The 16,525-nt window shown below is 46.7% G+C and carries 16 protein-coding genes; 12 read left to right on the forward strand and 4 right to left on the reverse strand.

Annotated elements, in window-relative coordinates:
- Nucleotides 1–26: 26 nt before the first annotated feature.
- A complete protein-coding gene (locus Q9O24_08955) occupies nt 27–2,243 on the reverse strand; it encodes an adenylate/guanylate cyclase domain-containing protein (protein MDQ7075261.1) in 2,217 nt (738 codons plus the stop codon).
- Nucleotides 2,244–2,442: 199 nt separating this feature from the next.
- Here Q9O24_08955 and Q9O24_08960 point away from each other — a divergent pair, with 199 nt between their 5' ends.
- On the forward strand, nt 2,443–3,000 hold the full coding sequence (locus Q9O24_08960; GenBank protein MDQ7075262.1) for a hypothetical protein: 558 nt from the start codon (nt 2,443–2,445) through the stop codon (nt 2,998–3,000).
- Between the two features lie 10 nt (nt 3,001–3,010).
- On the opposite strand, the gene Q9O24_08965 is transcribed toward Q9O24_08960, so the two are convergent.
- Nucleotides 3,011–4,282, reverse strand: a complete 1,272-nt coding sequence (locus tag Q9O24_08965; GenBank protein MDQ7075263.1) for an HDOD domain-containing protein — start codon at nt 4,280–4,282, stop codon at nt 3,011–3,013.
- A 91-nt stretch (nt 4,283–4,373) separates the two neighbouring features.
- Entirely contained in the window at nt 4,374–6,143 is a 1,770-nt protein-coding gene (locus tag Q9O24_08970) for a tetratricopeptide repeat protein (protein ID MDQ7075264.1), read from the reverse strand.
- 319 nt (nt 6,144–6,462) lie between these two features.
- Between Q9O24_08970 and cysG the strand changes: the two genes are divergently transcribed.
- Nucleotides 6,463–7,917: a siroheme synthase CysG gene (cysG, locus tag Q9O24_08975; protein ID MDQ7075265.1), complete on the forward strand. Its 1,455-nt coding sequence runs from the start codon at nt 6,463–6,465 to the stop codon at nt 7,915–7,917.
- A gap of 39 nt (nt 7,918–7,956) precedes the next feature.
- Here the strand turns inward: cysG and Q9O24_08980 are convergent, their stop codons facing one another.
- Complete coding sequence (locus tag Q9O24_08980) at nt 7,957–8,274, reverse strand: hypothetical protein (GenBank protein MDQ7075266.1); 318 nt, start codon at nt 8,272–8,274, stop codon at nt 7,957–7,959.
- Nucleotides 8,275–8,323: 49 nt separating this feature from the next.
- On the opposite strand from Q9O24_08980, the gene Q9O24_08985 reads away from it, so the two are divergent.
- The 10 genes from Q9O24_08985 (at nt 8,324) to flhA (ending at nt 16,515) form a co-directional block, all read left to right on the forward strand.
- The gene (locus Q9O24_08985) at nt 8,324–8,890 is read left to right on the forward strand and encodes a flagellar hook-length control protein FliK (GenBank protein MDQ7075267.1); all 567 of its coding nucleotides are present in this window, start codon (nt 8,324–8,326) and stop codon (nt 8,888–8,890) included.
- Between the two features lie 210 nt (nt 8,891–9,100).
- The gene (locus tag Q9O24_08990; GenBank protein ID MDQ7075268.1) at nt 9,101–9,622 is read left to right on the forward strand and encodes a flagellar basal body-associated FliL family protein; all 522 of its coding nucleotides are present in this window, start codon (nt 9,101–9,103) and stop codon (nt 9,620–9,622) included.
- Between the two features lies 1 nt (nt 9,623).
- Nucleotides 9,624–10,628: a flagellar motor switch protein FliM gene (gene fliM, locus Q9O24_08995; GenBank protein ID MDQ7075269.1), complete on the forward strand. Its 1,005-nt coding sequence runs from the start codon at nt 9,624–9,626 to the stop codon at nt 10,626–10,628.
- Nucleotides 10,629–10,631: 3 nt separating this feature from the next.
- Nucleotides 10,632–11,045, forward strand: coding sequence for a flagellar motor switch protein FliN (gene fliN / locus Q9O24_09000; GenBank protein ID MDQ7075270.1), 414 nt, complete (start codon nt 10,632–10,634; stop codon nt 11,043–11,045).
- 89 nt (nt 11,046–11,134) lie between these two features.
- Nucleotides 11,135–11,452 carry a flagellar biosynthetic protein FliO gene (gene fliO / locus Q9O24_09005; GenBank protein ID MDQ7075271.1) on the forward strand — a complete coding sequence of 106 codons (318 nt, stop codon included), beginning with the start codon at nt 11,135–11,137 and terminating at the stop codon, nt 11,450–11,452.
- Nucleotides 11,449–12,210: a flagellar type III secretion system pore protein FliP gene (gene fliP / locus Q9O24_09010; GenBank protein ID MDQ7075272.1), complete on the forward strand. Its 762-nt coding sequence runs from the start codon at nt 11,449–11,451 to the stop codon at nt 12,208–12,210. The genes fliO and fliP overlap by 4 nt, the downstream gene beginning before the upstream one ends.
- Complete coding sequence (gene fliQ, locus Q9O24_09015; protein MDQ7075273.1) at nt 12,210–12,479, forward strand: flagellar biosynthesis protein FliQ; 270 nt, start codon at nt 12,210–12,212, stop codon at nt 12,477–12,479. Before fliP ends, fliQ begins: the two co-directional genes overlap by 1 nt.
- A 4-nt stretch (nt 12,480–12,483) precedes the next feature.
- Nucleotides 12,484–13,257, forward strand: coding sequence for a flagellar biosynthetic protein FliR (fliR, locus tag Q9O24_09020; protein MDQ7075274.1), 774 nt, complete (start codon nt 12,484–12,486; stop codon nt 13,255–13,257).
- A 6-nt stretch (nt 13,258–13,263) separates the two neighbouring features.
- Nucleotides 13,264–14,403, forward strand: a complete 1,140-nt coding sequence (gene flhB / locus Q9O24_09025) for a flagellar biosynthesis protein FlhB (protein ID MDQ7075275.1) — start codon at nt 13,264–13,266, stop codon at nt 14,401–14,403.
- A gap of 21 nt (nt 14,404–14,424) precedes the next feature.
- Nucleotides 14,425–16,515, forward strand: coding sequence for a flagellar biosynthesis protein FlhA (gene flhA, locus Q9O24_09030; GenBank protein ID MDQ7075276.1), 2,091 nt, complete (start codon nt 14,425–14,427; stop codon nt 16,513–16,515).
- Nucleotides 16,516–16,525: the final 10 nt, after the last annotated feature.

A 16,525-nucleotide genomic window follows, 5' to 3' on the forward strand; every position in this document is an offset into this window, starting at 1 on the left:
AACTAAGGCTCCTAAGGGAGCCTTTTTTATTTGCTGGTGTGGGTGTAGACCCCTTGCCACTCTTTTGGCAGTGAGGTCACTCTTTGAGCGGCCATGCGTTCTAGGTGGATCTCATATATGCGTGTGTCGGGGTATTCTTTCAGCAGTTTTTTGAATGTTTTACGTGCATCAACCCAGCGTCGGTCAAGGTAGAGTTGACGAGCGTAGCGGTATTCTGTTAGCTCTTTTTTTAGCGCTTTGCTGGCTTCTTGTTGTCTACACAGAGGCTGGTAAATTTTTACCGAGCTGCTTTTTCCCTTGACCTGCACAATGTCGAGCGGTCGAAACAGATACTCTTTTTGGTCTTTTTGAGTGGCGGCTCCGACAATCAGATCAACGCCGTAAAATTTGGTTAAGGCTTCCAAGCGAGAGCCTAAATTAACGGAATCTCCCAACACGGTGTAAGCACGCCGGTAGCTGGAACCCATGTTGCCAACGCTCATAACACCGCTGTTAAGGCCGATGCCGATGGTGATTTCAGGTAGGTTTTGTTTGCTAAAATCGGCCTTGAGTTTTTCGACCGCTTCGAGCATTAAAAAGGCGGCTTCCAAGCCGTGTTTGGCGTGCTGTTTGTCGCTTAGGGGTGCGCCCCAAAAAGCCATCACCATATCACCGACGTATTTGTCGATGGTGCCTTGCTGATCAAAGATGATCCTGGTCATCGGGGTGAGGTACTGGTTTAACATGTTGGTCAGTTGTTGCGGTGAGAGTCCTTCAGAGAGGTTGGTGAAATTGCGAATGTCGGCAAACAGCACGGTCATTTCTAATCTTCGACCTTCAAAGCCATAATCTTCCTCACTGTGAACCATTTTATCCACCAAGGAAGGGGGGATGTACTGGCCGAACATCTCTTGCAGCAGGTTACGGCTGCGGTTCTCACTTAAAAAGCCGTAGAGGGCATTGAGGGCGGTCAGAAAGAGAATGGTCAGCAGAGGCAAGACAAAATCGGTGGCCAACTGTTCGGCGTACCACAACCAGAGGTTTAAACTGGCCAGAATCAGCGTCAGCAGTGTACTAAAACCCAGTTGCCATAGTGCGCCCATAAAGGGCAACAGAAGAGCCAATAAAATGCCAATGGCCAAAAGAATGATGAAGTTGCTGCCTTTGGCCCAGACCGGTTCTTGAGGTATTTTCTGATCTAAAATGCCTGCGATGACGTTGGCGTGTACCTCAACTCCGGGAAAAGAGCCTGCTAACGGGGTGCTGCGAAAATCGAACAGACCTTTGGCGCTGGAGCCGATTAGGGCAATTTTACCGTTCAGCAAGTTGGGCAACACGGTGCCATTGAGAATGTCGGTGGCAGAGATGTAAGTAAAACTGGGGCTGGGGCCGCGAAAGGGGATGATGATGCGCCCCCTTTGATCGGTGGGAATATCAAGCAGGCCGGGTAAAGAGACCGCTTCCAGTGGTTGGTCATTTTGGATTTTAGAGGTGATTAATTCGATTTGATCCAAGAGCAGATAGAGACGTACCGTTTCCAAACCGAGAGAGGGATAGAGGTCGTTGTCGTGAGCCATAATCAAATTGTAATGTCGGAAGATGCCGTCGCTGTCGGCTTCGATGTTAAAAAACCCCGCATTGGGGGAGGCTTCAACCAAAGCGGCCAAATTACCGGTGTAAAAATTCTTACGAGCGACGTTTAATTCCGAAGCGTGTTTGGGGTTTTTCTGTTGCAGGGGCTGGCCGAGATGACCTTTGTGATAACCCGATTCAAGCAATATCTCGCCTAGGACAACGTCGTACTCTTTGAGTACGGCGGCTAATTTTAGATCCCCGTCCAGTTCTGGTTTTAATTGTGTGAGTTGCTGTAGCAGTGCGGGGCTGATTTGTTGCGATTTGGCTTTGAGTATTTGCTCAACGGGGTTGCGTTCTTTTTCGGAAAAAACCACGTCAATGGCGGTTACGACTACGCCGTAATCTTGATGCATTTTGCGCAGCAGTTCGGCCATTTTACTCCGTGGCCAAGGCCAGCGACCCTCTTTTGTGAGTGAGTTTTCGTCAATATCAACGATGACTACGGTGTCATGTGCTTTGGGTTCGTTTAAGGTGATGTTAAAGCGCAGGTCAAAGGCAATAAATTCCAGTCGTTCTCGGAGTTTTTTAAAAAAGGAGAGCTCGGTCTGCTGCCAACTGAGGGCAACAAAAACAAAAATTAGATTGATGCTGATGGCCAGCAGTTTGTGTCGCAGTGGTTTTGAAATCATGGTGAATGGGGTATTTGCAACGTGATCGTGACCAAATTCAGTTATTTTAACAGTTTTAACAGTAGCACAATTTTAAGTTTGGGGGTGGTGATGGATGGCGGTCGCTGTAGGTATTTTTTAGCTTAAAATATCGGATTATTGCAGTAGGAAATTCGTATAATGGCAGCCCAAATAATCTGTTTTTCAAGGAGGGTGTGTCGTGCGTTGGTTTTTATTGATTACTCTGTTGTTGTTGGCTCTGCTGGTGTATCTGGTGACACCGTTTATTTCAGCAGGAATGAACATGCAAGAACAGCCCACAGTGTCGCTGCGTGCCGATGGCGGCAGTGCTAAAGCCGGAGTGCGGCGTTTATTGCAGCGTTATCCAGTGGCAAAACTGAAAAGTGGTGAAATTTCTGATATCTCATTGACGGTCAAGGAGTTGGAAAACATCTTGCGTACGGCAGCCACCTTTACCAGCAGGCAGAGCCGCATTGGCAGTGAGGTTACGTTGCTGGGCGAGAACGTATTGGTAAAAATGTCAGTGCCAATGCAGGGTAAATTTGTCAACCTACGAGCGGAGATGTCGGTTGATGAGGAGGGGCAGCTGCGCACCGATTTTTTGCAGGTCGGTGATGATGAGTGGCCCACTTGGATGGCAGATATGTTTCTTCAACAAGGGTTGCAAAAGGCCAGTGGTCGCAGCGGGATGCAGTTGGATCGCGCCCGAGTAGAAGGCAAAAAGCTGCATTTTGCTGTTTCACCGCTGGACAAGTGATGACAAAGGTTTAGTTGCCATTTAACAAACGTTTCATTTGGTTGAGCTCCGATTCGGCAATATTGAGCATTTCTAAACTTTTTTTCGGTGCCAAGGTGCCAAGGGAGAGCTTTTGAAAGGCGGGTAGATCAATCAGGCGAGGGTGCTTGCCCATTTCAGAAGTGCCGATGTAGCTGTGCAGTTGTGCTACCAAGACAATGTCGCAGTAATCGGCGCTCTTTTGTGAGTCTCGCTGCCACTGTTCCGACTCCAGCGCCACTTCGATTAAATCATCGTCGAAATTCCATTTTTTCAATACCATTGCACCTAAAGGGGCGCGTAACTTTTCTAAACAATGGTCAAGGTGAGCACTCTTTGTGGCCAGTTCTGGATTGGCATCGGCAAAAGCGAGAATGGCAAGGCAGCCCACATCGTGGGTGAGACCCGCCAGCAAAGCTCGGTTGGGATCTAGGTTGGGTACCTGTTTGGCAATCACGGCACTGAGGGCGGCGACTTGGGTGCTGTGGTGCCAAAGAGCCACCATGCGTTTTTTTAGCGGCGCTGATTTTGTTTTAAACAGCCGTCGCATGGCCAAACTGGTGACCAGATCGCGGGTAAAATTCAGCCCCATCCGTGTGATGGCATCAAGGCAGCTGCTGACCTGCACATTGCCTCGATTGAGGGCGCTGTTGGCGATTTCGAGCAGATGGCCGGTGATGGCAGGATCCGCTTGGATCAATTTTGCAATCTGCTCTAGGCTGATGGTGGGGTTGTTGACGGCGTTGCTGATGCGAATGGCTAAGGCCGGTAAGGACGGTGTTTCCAGTTGGCCACACATGTACTGTTGAAACAGTGCTTGGAATAACGGATTGTCTGGAGCTTCATCTGCTTGGCCGCTTAATGTGGTGTCAACCCCTATGGTTTCGAGGGGCGGTGGTGCGGGTTCTTGACGTTGTATTTTTTCCAGCAGGGGTTTGTTGATGTCAATTAAGTGGATGTCGGAGAGGGTGGTTAAGCTGAGCTGACGCGGTGGGTTGCTGGCCAAGGCGTGATTGGCTGCTGCGGTGTTGCTGACCAAATAGGTCTGTTTTTTATCTGTTTCATTTAATAATACTTCGCCGTCGAGCAGAAACAACAGGTGGTGTTGTGAGTCGCCTTCGATTTGCAGTTGTTTGCCTGCGGGGCATTCGATCAGCTTGCTCTGTTGGGTCAGTTGCAGTAAGGATTTTTGATCCAGTTTCTTAAGGGGGGTGAGTTTCTGTAAGGCGTGCAGGGTGAGTTTAAATGCGGTCGCAGTTGCCATAGTGTCTTTCGCCTTTCTGAGGAGTGATTTCCTCAGATGAGAATTACAATATGTAAGCCAGATTACTTCTCAGTGGTGGAAATAACTGGCGTTAAGCGCTGGCGCTGTCGGCTTGTTTTACAGTTTGGATTGGTAGGGGTTGTTCATCCGTTTGATTTTTGAGAGCCAAGGCTTTGCGATAGGCCTCAAGTGCTTCATCGTGCCGGTTGTCTTCTGCTAGAGCCACGCCAAGGTTGTGCCAGATATTGGCTTCCTTAGGTTTGATTTTTAGGGCGCGACGATGGGCGGTAATGGCCTCTTTAAAGCGGCGTGCATGACCTAGGGTAACGCCCATGCTGTCCCAACAGCGATGGTTGTTGGGTTGCAGTTTCAGGCCGGTTCGATAGGCATTAATGGATTCGTTGTAACGGCGAATGTGACGCAGGGCGTTGCCCAATTTGTACCAAATAAGCGCGTCATGGGGTTGTAGGTTGATGACCTTGAAATAGGCATCGGCTGCTGCCGATTGGCGACCGGACTCCATTAACGCCACACCGAGGTTGTACCATGCTTTGTAATCTGTTTTGTTGTACTCGGTCGCTTTTCGGTGCGCTTCAATGGCCTCGGAATAGAGTCCAGAGCGTCCCAGAGCGATGCCAAGGTTGTCCCATGCTTTGGCGCTTTTGGGCGTTAATTGAGTCGCTTTACGGTGGGCTGCGATGGCATCGGATAGACGGTTGGCTTGCCCCAAGGCGATGCCTAAGTTGATCCAAGAGCGAGCATCATTGGGTTTGAGCTGGGCTAAGTGACTTAGATCTTCCAGAGCGGGATCCCAATTTTTACTGCCGTGCATGGCCATGTCGAGACGCAGCCGCGCACGCTGGTGAAGCAGGTGGGTGTGTTGCGGATTTTGGCGCAAACCGTTGCTGAGGGCGGTTTCTGCGTCTTCTAAACGGCCTTCACGCCAGCAGCTTGAGGCGCGCTCTAGGAAGATGTCGAGATCTTGTACGACTTCTTGGATTTGGCGCACCAAGCGGTAGTAAGGGGAGGCCAGTTGCAGTGAATTGTCCTTTTCATCTACCAGAATTCGTTTTTCTATCGCCAGCAGTGGCTGATAGGGAATCATGGCGGGTGTTTTGACGTTGTGAATTTTGGGTAGATTTTTTTGGATCCAACTCATGCGGCGTTGAAAGGGGCTGTTGGAGCCGGTGTTCATACTGGGCAGCGGCGAGAACATCAGCATCATGGTGGGCATGAAAGGGTGCTGGCTGAGAGAGTGATACATTCTCTGAATTCCGTCGATGTTTTGAGCGTCAAGGTTGGTGACCAAAACGGTTAAGTTGGCCAATAGATGGGTGGCGATGCCACTGCCCAGCTCGGAAAAACCGGTGCGAGAGTCGATCAAGACGTAGTCGGGGCGAATTTCGTCAACAATTTGACGACGCAGTTGTTTGATCAATCGTTCGTATTGCTCGCCCGGCTGGTTGTAATTTTTATTCAGAGCATTAAGAATTTCTAAGTAATAGGCTTCGCCGTAGCGTCCGGCAGGCATCATCCAGACTTCGCCTTTATCACCTTGTTGCTTTTGACAGCGGTGAATGTAGGCTTGCAGGGATTTTGGTGCACCTTGGTGCTGACTGATGTGCAGGTATTCGGCGATGCCGCGTAACAGAGAGGTCTGTTGCGCCTGTGGCTCAGCTGGTTTAAAAACAGAAAAGTGATCTAGGCCAGGGGTGTCGAGATCCAGATCAATGACCAACACCCGTTTTCCTCTGGCAGCTAGAGTTCGGGCGCAATTTGCGAGAGCCAAAGTTCTACCCACACCGCCTTGATAGGCGTAGAAGGCGATAAAATGACAGTGTTTAATTGATGGCTTTTCCATGCCTCACCGCTCTGGTTGGTTAATCTTTGCTTACGGGCTGATTTATGGTGAAACATCCCGTAACTCTCTTGAGCCACGGCTAAGATTGGCTTAAGTTAACATTTATCGGCACAACGGCGACGATTTTAACCCAGCGTACCTATTTTCATCAGATTGATTAATGTTCTCTCCTATCTCTAAAGCAGTATTCACCTAACCTTCGGTTCAAAGCTAGGCTAGTGTCCGCTTTTTAGCGTCATATTCTTTCTGAAATGTGGGTTTTTTGACATCTTTAAGGTGAATTTCTCCATTTCTATAAAACTATACAGGTGAGTTGTGGATTTTTTTACCCATTTTTTTAAACATCAAAGCACAGAGTTGTTTGGTGGTCGGTGGTGGTAAGGTGGCTGCGCGTAAGGTGCTGTTGTTAAAACAGGCTCATGCGCAGGTGACGGTGGTTTCGCCGGAATTGTGCCAGGAAGTCGCTCGTTCGGTCGCAGCAGGTGAAATTGAGCATATAAAACGGCCTTTTGAGGCGGCTGATGTACAAAGTCGGGTGCTGGTGATTGCAGCGACCAGCGACACACCCTTGAACGAAGCTATCTCTGCGCTGTGTCAAGCGCAAAATACGCCGGTGAACGTGGTGGACAATCAGCCTTTGTGCAGTTTTATTATGCCGTCGATTATTGATCGTTCACCGGTTCAAATTGCCATCTCTACCGGTGGAGCCTCGCCGGTATTGGCGCGCATGTTACGCACCCGTTTGGAAAACTTAATCCCTGCTGCCTACGGTCGTTTGGCAACCTTAGTGGATGGCTTTCGTGGCAAGGTGAAGGAGGCGTTCCCCAATGTGGAAAAACGTCGGGCGTTTTGGGAACGTACTTTGGAAGGTTCGGTGGCGGAGTTGGTCTTTGCTGGGCGTGATGGCGAAGCGCGCAGTGCTTTGGATCAAGCCGTCTCTCAGCGTGAGCAGGTCAGCAGTGATACGGGTGAGGTCTATTTGGTGGGAGCCGGTCCGGGTGATCCCGATCTGCTCTCCTTTCGTGCCTTGCGTTTGATGCAGCAAGCGGATGTGGTGGTGTATGACCGTCTGGTTGCTGAACCCATTTTGGAGTTGGTGCGTCGCGATGCAGAACGGATTTATGCCGGTAAGGAGCGGGACAATCACTCCATTCCGCAAGAGGGAATTAACTCTTTGTTGGCGCGTCTGGCCAAAGAGGGCAAACGGGTTCTACGCTTAAAAGGCGGTGATCCGTTTATCTTTGGTCGAGGTGGGGAAGAGATTGCCACTTTGATTGATGAGGGGGTTACGTTCCAAGTGGTTCCGGGGATTACTGCTGCTTCTGGCTGTGCGACGTATGCGGGCATTCCCTTGACTCATCGTGATCATACCCAAGCGTGTATTTTTGTTACGGGCAACTTGAAAGACGGCAGTGTGGATCTGAACTGGCCGATGCTCTCGCACGCCAATCAGACGGTGGTCTTTTATATGGGGCTGCACGGCGTCAAGATTATTTGTGAGCAGTTGATTGCTCATGGGCGTGACAAATCCACGCCAGCGGCGTTGGTGCAGCAGGGCACAACACCGGATCAGCGTGTGTTTATCGGTGATTTGAGTAATCTGTCCGAGCTGGTGGCGAAAAACAACGTCAAAGCACCGACCCTGATCATTGTCGGCGAAGTGGTGCAACTGCATGAAAAATTGAGCTGGTTCAAACCCGGTGATGCAGTGCAAGCGGAAGCGATTCATCTTCTGGGTGGCATGGATGGACGCACTTTGGACTCCCGTTCATAAAAACCTAGCCTGTATTTTGCACTTCAAGTGAGTAACCCACTAGGAGTGCATTGTGATTTCGATACCACCAACCCCTTCTGTTGCATTAACAGCTCTTTCTTCTTTTGAAGAGGGGGCTGTGTTTTCTCCTGATTCAAACAGCGACGGCGTGGCTTCGCCTTTTTCGCAACTGTTAAAAACTTTAAATTCCTCGGAAAAAAAATCACCACAGACGTTATCGGACTCTTTTGAAGAATTAAAATCTTTTGCAGAGTTTCCTGCGCCGCCTCTATCCGTCGAGGGGCTTGCGCCGCAGCAGGTGGAGGTAACGCCTTTTTTGACTCCAGAAAGCCTGACCGGTGAGCCATTACCAGCCAATCAAATGCCGCTTGCTCCTATAACACCGCCGTTACCGGAAGCATGGGTTGTGGCATTGCCTAATGTAGATAAGGCTGAGGCGTTACTGACAGTCAATTCTGTGGTGGGTGACGGTGTAACGAACAGCATGACTACGGATCCTAAAGTGGCTTTTTTTGATCGAGTTCAAGCACTGTCTGAAGCGAACGGTGAGGCGCGTTTGTCCGTTGCGGTGCGTCACCCTGAATGGGCTGCTGCGGTCGGACAGCGGGTGCAGGCGTTGCTGCAACAGCAGGCAAATCACATTCAAATTCGTCTTGATCCACCAGAGTTGGGTAAATTGGATGTGCAGATTCAGGTGAATGATGCGGGAACTCAGGTGGTCTTTCACACCGAACAGCGCGAAGTCAAAGAGGCCTTAGAGCGGGCTTTTCCTCGTTTGCATGAGATGTTGTCGATGGAAAATAATATGAGTTTGGGTTTTCAATTGGGGTCGCAAAATAGTCATGGATTCCAGCAAAATGAGTCAGGAAAGGGTTCTGCGCTGGACTCTGAAGATGATCAAGACGTTGCTCAGGCCACGGTTGGCCAAAATCAGCTTAATATCGCATTGAGTGCCATCGATTTTTACGCTTAAGTCCGTTTAAAACAACCTCATGACCGTTGCAGTCGAGCAGTGGATGAGGTTTTTTTTCGTCTGAATTTTTTTGTAACCGGCCTTTTCAGTCTGTCAAAAAACGGTTACCTAAGTGATTGTATGTTGTAAGTAATTGAAAAATATAGAATATTTTTTATTGGCATTTAGATTGCTCTTCAGTCATTGGGTCTTTTAGAAGGGGTGGTCAAAATGGCAGACGAAAAAGAAAGCGTTGATTCAGAGCAAGCAGAAAAACCTAAAAATAATATGTTGATGTTTGCTGGGATAACTCTAGTGTTGGTTGCTTTGAGTGTGGGCGGGACTCTGTTTTTTATGGGTGGAGAGTCAAGCGCACAGGTAGCCAGTACCGAAGCAGTTGCTGTTGAACCCAGTGTGAGTGAAAAGCCATTGGCCAATGCCATTTATGTAGAGCTGGATCCGGCTTTTACGGTGAATTTGATGGGTGGCAGCAGCTCGAAGTTTTTACAAGTTGCCGTTTCTATTTTGACCTATTACGACGACAGTGAAGAGTCGATTCAACGTCATATTCCAGAAATTCGTAACAGTTTATTAATGCTGTTTGGCGAGCAGGAATCACAGAAGTTAGGGGATGTTAAATCTAAAGAAATATTACGTAGTAAAGCCTTGGATGCGGTAAAAAAAGTCTTGTCTGAACGAGGCGAAAAATTTGATATTGAGGCTCTTTTTTTTACTAAATTTGTGATGCAATAAGATGGCGACAAAAGACATTTTAAGTCAGGAAGAGGTCGATGCGTTACTGCATGGGGTGGACGGTGGCGATGTTGATACCGATGAGCCTGAGGATGCTTTAGAGGGCGGTGCATGCAACTATGATTTTGCCAATCAAGATCGGATTGTGCGGGGGCGTTTACCGACTTTAGAAATGATAAACGAACGTTTTGTGCGCTATTTTAGAATCAGTGTTTTTAATATGTTACGCCGTTCAGCAGATATTTCGGTAGAGGGCGTGCAGATGATGAAGTTTTCAGAGTACGTACACAGTTTGTATGTGCCAACCAGTTTGACTTTGGTGCGAGTGGCTCCTTTGCGGGGTACAGCTCTGTTTATGGTTGACCCTAAATTGGTGTTTGCCATAGTGGATAATTTTTTTGGCGGTGATGGTCGTTTTCCGGTAAAAATTGAGGGGCGTGAGTTTACTCAAATTGAATTAAGGGTCATAAAAATTTTACTGGAAGAGGCGTTTAAAGGTTTTGTAAAAGCGTGGAAGCCTGTGTTGGATATTGTCTTTACTCATTTGAATCATGAAGTTAACCCAAATTTAGCCAACATTGTCAGCCCCAGTGAGGTGGTGGTGGTGTCGAGCTTTCGAGTCGAGCTTGAGGGTGGTGGCGGGGAGCTGCATTTCACCATGCCTTATTCGATGATTGAGCCGATTAGATCGTTGTTGGATGCAGGTATGCACAGCGATCAGATGGATCGAGATGACCGCTGGAATAACTCTTTGCGGGAGGAGATTATGCGAACCAAAGTGGAGGTGAGCAGTACTCTGGTGGAAGTGGAAATGCTTTTGCGTGAAGTTAAGGAGTTAAAAAAAGGCGATATTATTCCTTTTGAGATGCCGGAGGTGAATTTTTTAATGGCGGAAGATATTCCTATTATGATGGGGCATTATGGTGTCTCACGAGAGAAATACGCCTTAAAAATAGATGAGGTGGTACGAGTGAACCAGCCGAGTGATCCACTTCAGGAGTTATAAAATATGAGCATTGACGAATCTGGAACGCAGTCTGAGGTTGAAGATCAGTGGGCCGAGGCGATGCAAGAGGAGCAGCAAACGAGGCCTTCGGTGGCGGTGGCTGAACGTGCAGAGATAGAGCCTTTGACTGATGAGAGTGATCATAATACAGAAACGGACATTAATATTGATGTGATCTTGGATATTCCCGTCACTATCGCGATGGAAATTGGCCGTACTCGTATTAGTATTCGAAATTTATTGCAGTTAAATCAAGGTTCAGTTGTAGAACTGGATCGCCTTGCCGGTGAGCCTTTGGATGTGATTGTGAATGGAACATTGATTGCTCATGGCGAGGTTGTGGTGGTGAATGAAAAATTTGGTATTCGGTTGACCGATATTATTAGCCCTTCTGAACGGATCAAGAATATAAAATAATGTTTTATTTTCGAGATAAATTTTTTGTTGTTTGTTTTTTATTGGTGTTTTCGGATGGATTGTTGGCCGAAGCTGAAATAGACACTAACGTGGTTGCTAACGTATTGCCATACGAGTCGGTGTATCGGTTGGTGGGTTCCTTTATTTTGGTGTTGTTGTTGATGTTTGCTGTGGCTTATGTGGTTAAGAGGTTTAATCCAGTTAGTGCAAATATGCATAAAAAATTTAAAGTGGTTTCTGTTCTGCCCTTCGGCAGTAAACAGAAAGCGGTCTTGGTTCAAATCGGTGATGAACAGATTTTGCTTGGCATCAGCCAAGATCGCATTAATACGTTGCATCGGTTAAAAAAACCGATTGAAGCGGATCAGCCAGAGATAAGCTCTAAACCAGAAAAGAGCCTGTCATGAAAGCTCATCTTATTAAGTACATACTGGCTGTTGTTTGCCTGATTTTATCTGAGCAGGGATTTTCTCAAGATTTTTCCATGTCAGCGGTCACCATGACTCCTGGGGCTGACGGTGAGCAGACTTATACCGTCAGTTTGCAAATATTGGCCGTTATGACCGCTTTGAGCCTGCTGCCAGCAATGATTTTGATGATGACTTCGTTTACTCGAATTATCATTGTCTTGGCTATTTTAAGGCAGGCTTTGGGCACAGCACAAACACCGTCCAATCAAATTTTACTTGGCATCTCTTTGTTTTTAACCTTTTTTATTATGAGTCCGGTATTTGATAAAGTGTATGGCGATGCATTACAGCCTTATATGGAAGAGCGGATCACACAGTCGCAAGCATTGGAGCGGGCTGCTAAACCGATTAAAGCGTTTATGTTGGCTCAGACTCGCGAAGATGATATTGCTTTGTTTGTCAACATTTCCGAGCATGAAGACATTGCCACTCCTGAAGAGACGCCTTTTTCTATTTTGATTCCTTCCTTTGTTACCAGTGAGTTGAAAACGGCTTTTCAAATTGGTTTTATTATTTTTATCCCTTTTGTGGTGATTGATCTGGTGGTGGCCAGTGTTTTAATGGCGATGGGGATGATGATGTTGTCACCGATGATCATCTCCTTGCCCTTTAAATTAATGCTGTTTGTTTTGGTTGATGGCTGGAGTTTGATTATGGGCACGCTGGCTTCCAGTTTTTATCTGGGAACCTCATAATGACACCGGAAATGGTGGTAGACATTGGACAACAAGCACTGCGAGTGACGGCTCTGATGGCTGCTCCCTTATTGATTTCTGCTCTAGTGATTGGTCTGTTGGTTGGTCTGATTCAGGCGGCAACCCAGATTAATGAAATGACCTTGAGTTTTATTCCTAAATTATTAGGTTTGGTGGTGGCACTGTTGTTTGCAGGACCTTGGATGTTGGCGTTGTTGATAAATTTTACTCGCAACCTGTTTGAAAACATACCTTACATGATTGGTTGAGAACATGACCTTTAACAGTGCTGAACTGACGGCCTTGATTGCCGGTTTTTTTTGGCCTTTTTTGCGTATTTCAGCGTTGTTTATCTCTATGCCTTTGTTTGGTACCCGTCTGTTGCCGGTTAGAATTCGCGTGTTATTGGCTTTTTCGATTACGTTGTTGATTGCACCATTGTTACCTGATGTACCACAAGTGGGTATTTTAACGTGGCAAGCTTTGTTGATCTCCATTCAGCAGATTTTGATTGGTCTGATGATGGGTTTTGTTATGCAGTTGGTTTTTTCAATTTTGGTGTTGGCCGGTCATCAGATTGCATCGATGATGGGGCTGGGATTTGCATCCATGATTGACCCACAAAACGGCGTTAGTGTGCCGGTGATTTCACAGTTTTTACTTATTTTGGGTACATTGCTGTTTTTGGTGTATGACGGCCATACAGTATTAATTACGGTGATTTTTGAAAGTTTTACCCTGTTGCCGGTCTCTGTTAGGGGGGTTGATACAGGTGATTTTTTACAGTTGGCGCAATGGGCTGGTCTGATTTTTAAGGCATCGTTGCAGATAGCCCTACCGATCATTGCGACTTTGTTAACCATTACTTTGGCGCTGGGGGTAATCACACGCGCAGCGCCTCAATTGAATATTTTTTCAATAGGGTTTCCCATTGGTATTCTTTCCGGTTATCTGATGTTGCTGTTAACGCTGCCTGCACTGCCTTCCTTATTTGAGGGTTATGTTGATGCGGGCTTTCATTTTATTAGAACCGTGGTGTTGCAATAATTCGTTATGGCAGAAAATGAATCCGGTCAGGATAAAACAGAAGACCCCACCCCCAAGCGGCTAAATGATGCAAAAAAGAAGGGTCAAGTTGCACGTTCCAAAGATTTGGCCACCATGACCATGACGCTGTTTGGTTCTGTGGGTATTTTGTTTTTAGGTCCCTCTATGTTGGAGCAGTTGCAAGCTATTTTGGCCGACTCATTTGTGATTTCAGCGCAAAACAGTCGTGATGTACATTATTTGTATGCTTCAATGTCAAAGATAATAATAAATTTTATTGTTCTTCTAATACCTTTTTTACTGCTGATGTTTTTTATCGCTGCTGTGTCACCTCTGTTGTTGGGTGGCTGGGTTTTTAGTGCAAAATCCATTGCCTTTAAAATAAACAAGGTTAATCCTTTTTCTGGCTTGAAGCGTATTTTTTCCGTAAATGGGTTGGTGGAGTTGTTAAAAGCATTTTTGAAGTTTGTTTTGGTTGCATTGATTGCTTTTTGGGTTATTTTGGATTCATTAGATCAGCTTTTGTCTCTGTCACAATATTCATTTTTTGTCAGCTTAGAGGAGACGTTTGAGCTCTTGGTTTGGGGGGTAATTTTTTTTGCTATGGGTTTGGTGGTTATTGCCTTTATTGATGTGCCATTTCAACTGTTTCAGCATAAGAAAAAATTAAAAATGAGTAAGCAAGAAATTCGTGATGAGATGAAAGATACTGAGGGTAAACCTGAAGTTAAATCTCGAATCCGACAACTTCAGCAGCAGATGGCGCAGTCGAGAATGATGGAAGAAGTACCCAATGCGGACGTTATTATTGTTAACCCTACCCATTTTTCAGTGGCTCTGCGTTATGACCAGAAGACCATGCGAGCACCGCTGTTGGTCGCTAAAGGTACGGATTTGATTGCTCATAAAATTCAGGAGGTGGCTGCACTGCATGAGGTGGAAGTGGTTGAGTCTGCACCCTTGGCTCGGTCGCTGTTTGTTAATACCGATTTAAACGAAGCCATTCCTGGGCCTCTTTATATGGCCGTGGCTCAAGTTTTGGCTTTTGTCTTTCAACTGCGGGCAGCTCGGGCTGCGGGTAAGCAAGCTCCTCCAATCCCTCAACCTGAGATACCCCATGAGTATCAAGTTGAGCCATTCAAATAAAAAGTCATGGAGAAACAGGTTATGAACTCATCTGCTCTTACATTGTTAAAAAAGATGCTCGACCAGGGCTTGGTAGCACCGCTGTTGGTCATCATTGTTTTGGCGATGATGATTTTGCCACTGCCTGCCATTTTGCTGGATCTTTTTTTTACTTTTAATATTGCTTTGTCTCTGATTATTTTGATGGTCGTTATTTATGTGGCCAGACCACTGGAATTTGCTGCATTTCCAACTATTTTGTTGATTGCGACCTTGATGCGACTTTCTTTGAACATTGCTTCAACACGGGTGGTTTTGTTGGAGGGGCATACGGGAACGGGAGCTGCTGGCAAGGTCATCGAAGCCTTTGGTGAGTTTGTTATTGGCGGTAATTACGCCGTTGGTTTGGTGATCTTTTCTATATTGGTAATCATTAATTTTGTCGTGGTGACAAAAGGTGCAGGGCGTATTGCTGAAGTGTCGGCGCGTTTTACTTTGGATGCATTGCCTGGTAAACAGATGGCGATTGATGCGGATCTCAATGCCGGTTTGATTGGGCAAGATGAAGCATTGCAACGACGCAAAGATGTGGCACAGGAGGCTGATTTTTACGGTTCGATGGACGGAGCGAATAAATTTGTACGTGGTGATGCAGTGGCGGGAATTATTATTTTATTTATCAATGTGATTGGTGGTCTGTCCATTGGGATGAGTCAGCATGATCTCTCGTTTGATGAGGCGATGCACAACTACACCCTATTGACCATTGGCGATGGGTTGGTGGCACAAATTCCTTCCCTGATGCTGTCAACCGCAGCAGCGATGATTATTACTCGTGTGTCATCCGCTCAAGATATGGGCAAACAGATCAGTGAGCAGATGTTCAGTAACCCCAAACCACTTATTGTAACAGCGAGTATTTTGGGCGGTATCGGTATTATTCCGGGAATGCCAAACGTCGCTTTTTTGACATTAGCGATTCTTTTAGGTGGTGCTGCTTACCTACTTAATAAACGTGATCGAGAGGCTGCATTGGAGCCGCTGCCTGAGCAGAATCTTGAAGCAGAGGCGGTGACAGAGCTGAAAGAATTGAGTTGGGATGATGTGCCGGTATTGGATACGATTGGTTTGGAGGTGGGTTACGGTTTGATTCCACTGGTGGATCGAGAGCAGGGCGGGCAGTTGATGGAGCGGATTAAGGGGGTGCGTAAAAAGGTGTCTCAGGAGCTGGGTATTTTGATTCAATCTGTCCACATTCGTGACAATTTGGAGCTGTTGCCCAATGTGTATCGGATTAATTTATCGGGTGTATTAGCAGGTGAAGGCGAAATCTACAGTGATAGAGAGTTGGCCATTGACCCAGGTACTGTTTATGGCTCTTTGCAAGGCATTGAAGCCAAGGATCCTGCGTTTGGCATGGACTCCTTATGGATTGAGGCACAGCAAAAAGATCATGCACAGACCCTGGGTTATACGGTGGTGGATGCCAGTACGGTTATTGCAACCCATCTGAGCAAGGTGTTGCAGTCGAATTCAGCACAATTACTGGGTTATGAAGAGGTGCAACAATTATTGGATCGCTTGGCGTTAACGGCGCCAAAATTAGTTGAAGGTTTGGTGCCGAACATGTTGTCGCTGGCGGTTGTGGTAAAGGTGTTAAAAAGTCTGTTATCGGAAGGGGTGCCGATACGGGATATGCGAACCATTGTTGAGACTTTGAGTGAATTTGCGTCGCGTACCCAAGAGCCTAATGTGTTGATCGCACACGTTCGTGTGGCATTGGGTAAAATTATTGTTCAAGAAATCAATGGGGTAGATGAAAAATTACCTGTCATTACTTTGGACTCAGCATTGGAACAGTTGTTGCAAAACTCAGTTCAAGATATGAATAATGAGACTATTGTGCTGGAGCCGAACATGGCAGAAAGGCTGCATGGAGCATTGAATGAGATTGCTCAGCAGCAAGAGGTCAGAGGGGAGCCTGCTGTTTTGGCTGTATCGCCACCGTTGAGAAACGGTATGGCTAAGTGGTTGAAACACGCGATTCCGTCGTTGGTTATTTTGAGCTACAACGAAATACCAGATCATAAGCAGATAAAAATTATTTCCACCATTGGTAATAACATCCAATGAATGATACGAG

This window comes from Gammaproteobacteria bacterium, from assembly GCA_030949385.1.
Taxonomy (GTDB): Bacteria; Pseudomonadota; Gammaproteobacteria; order JAUZRS01; family JAUZRS01; genus JAUZRS01.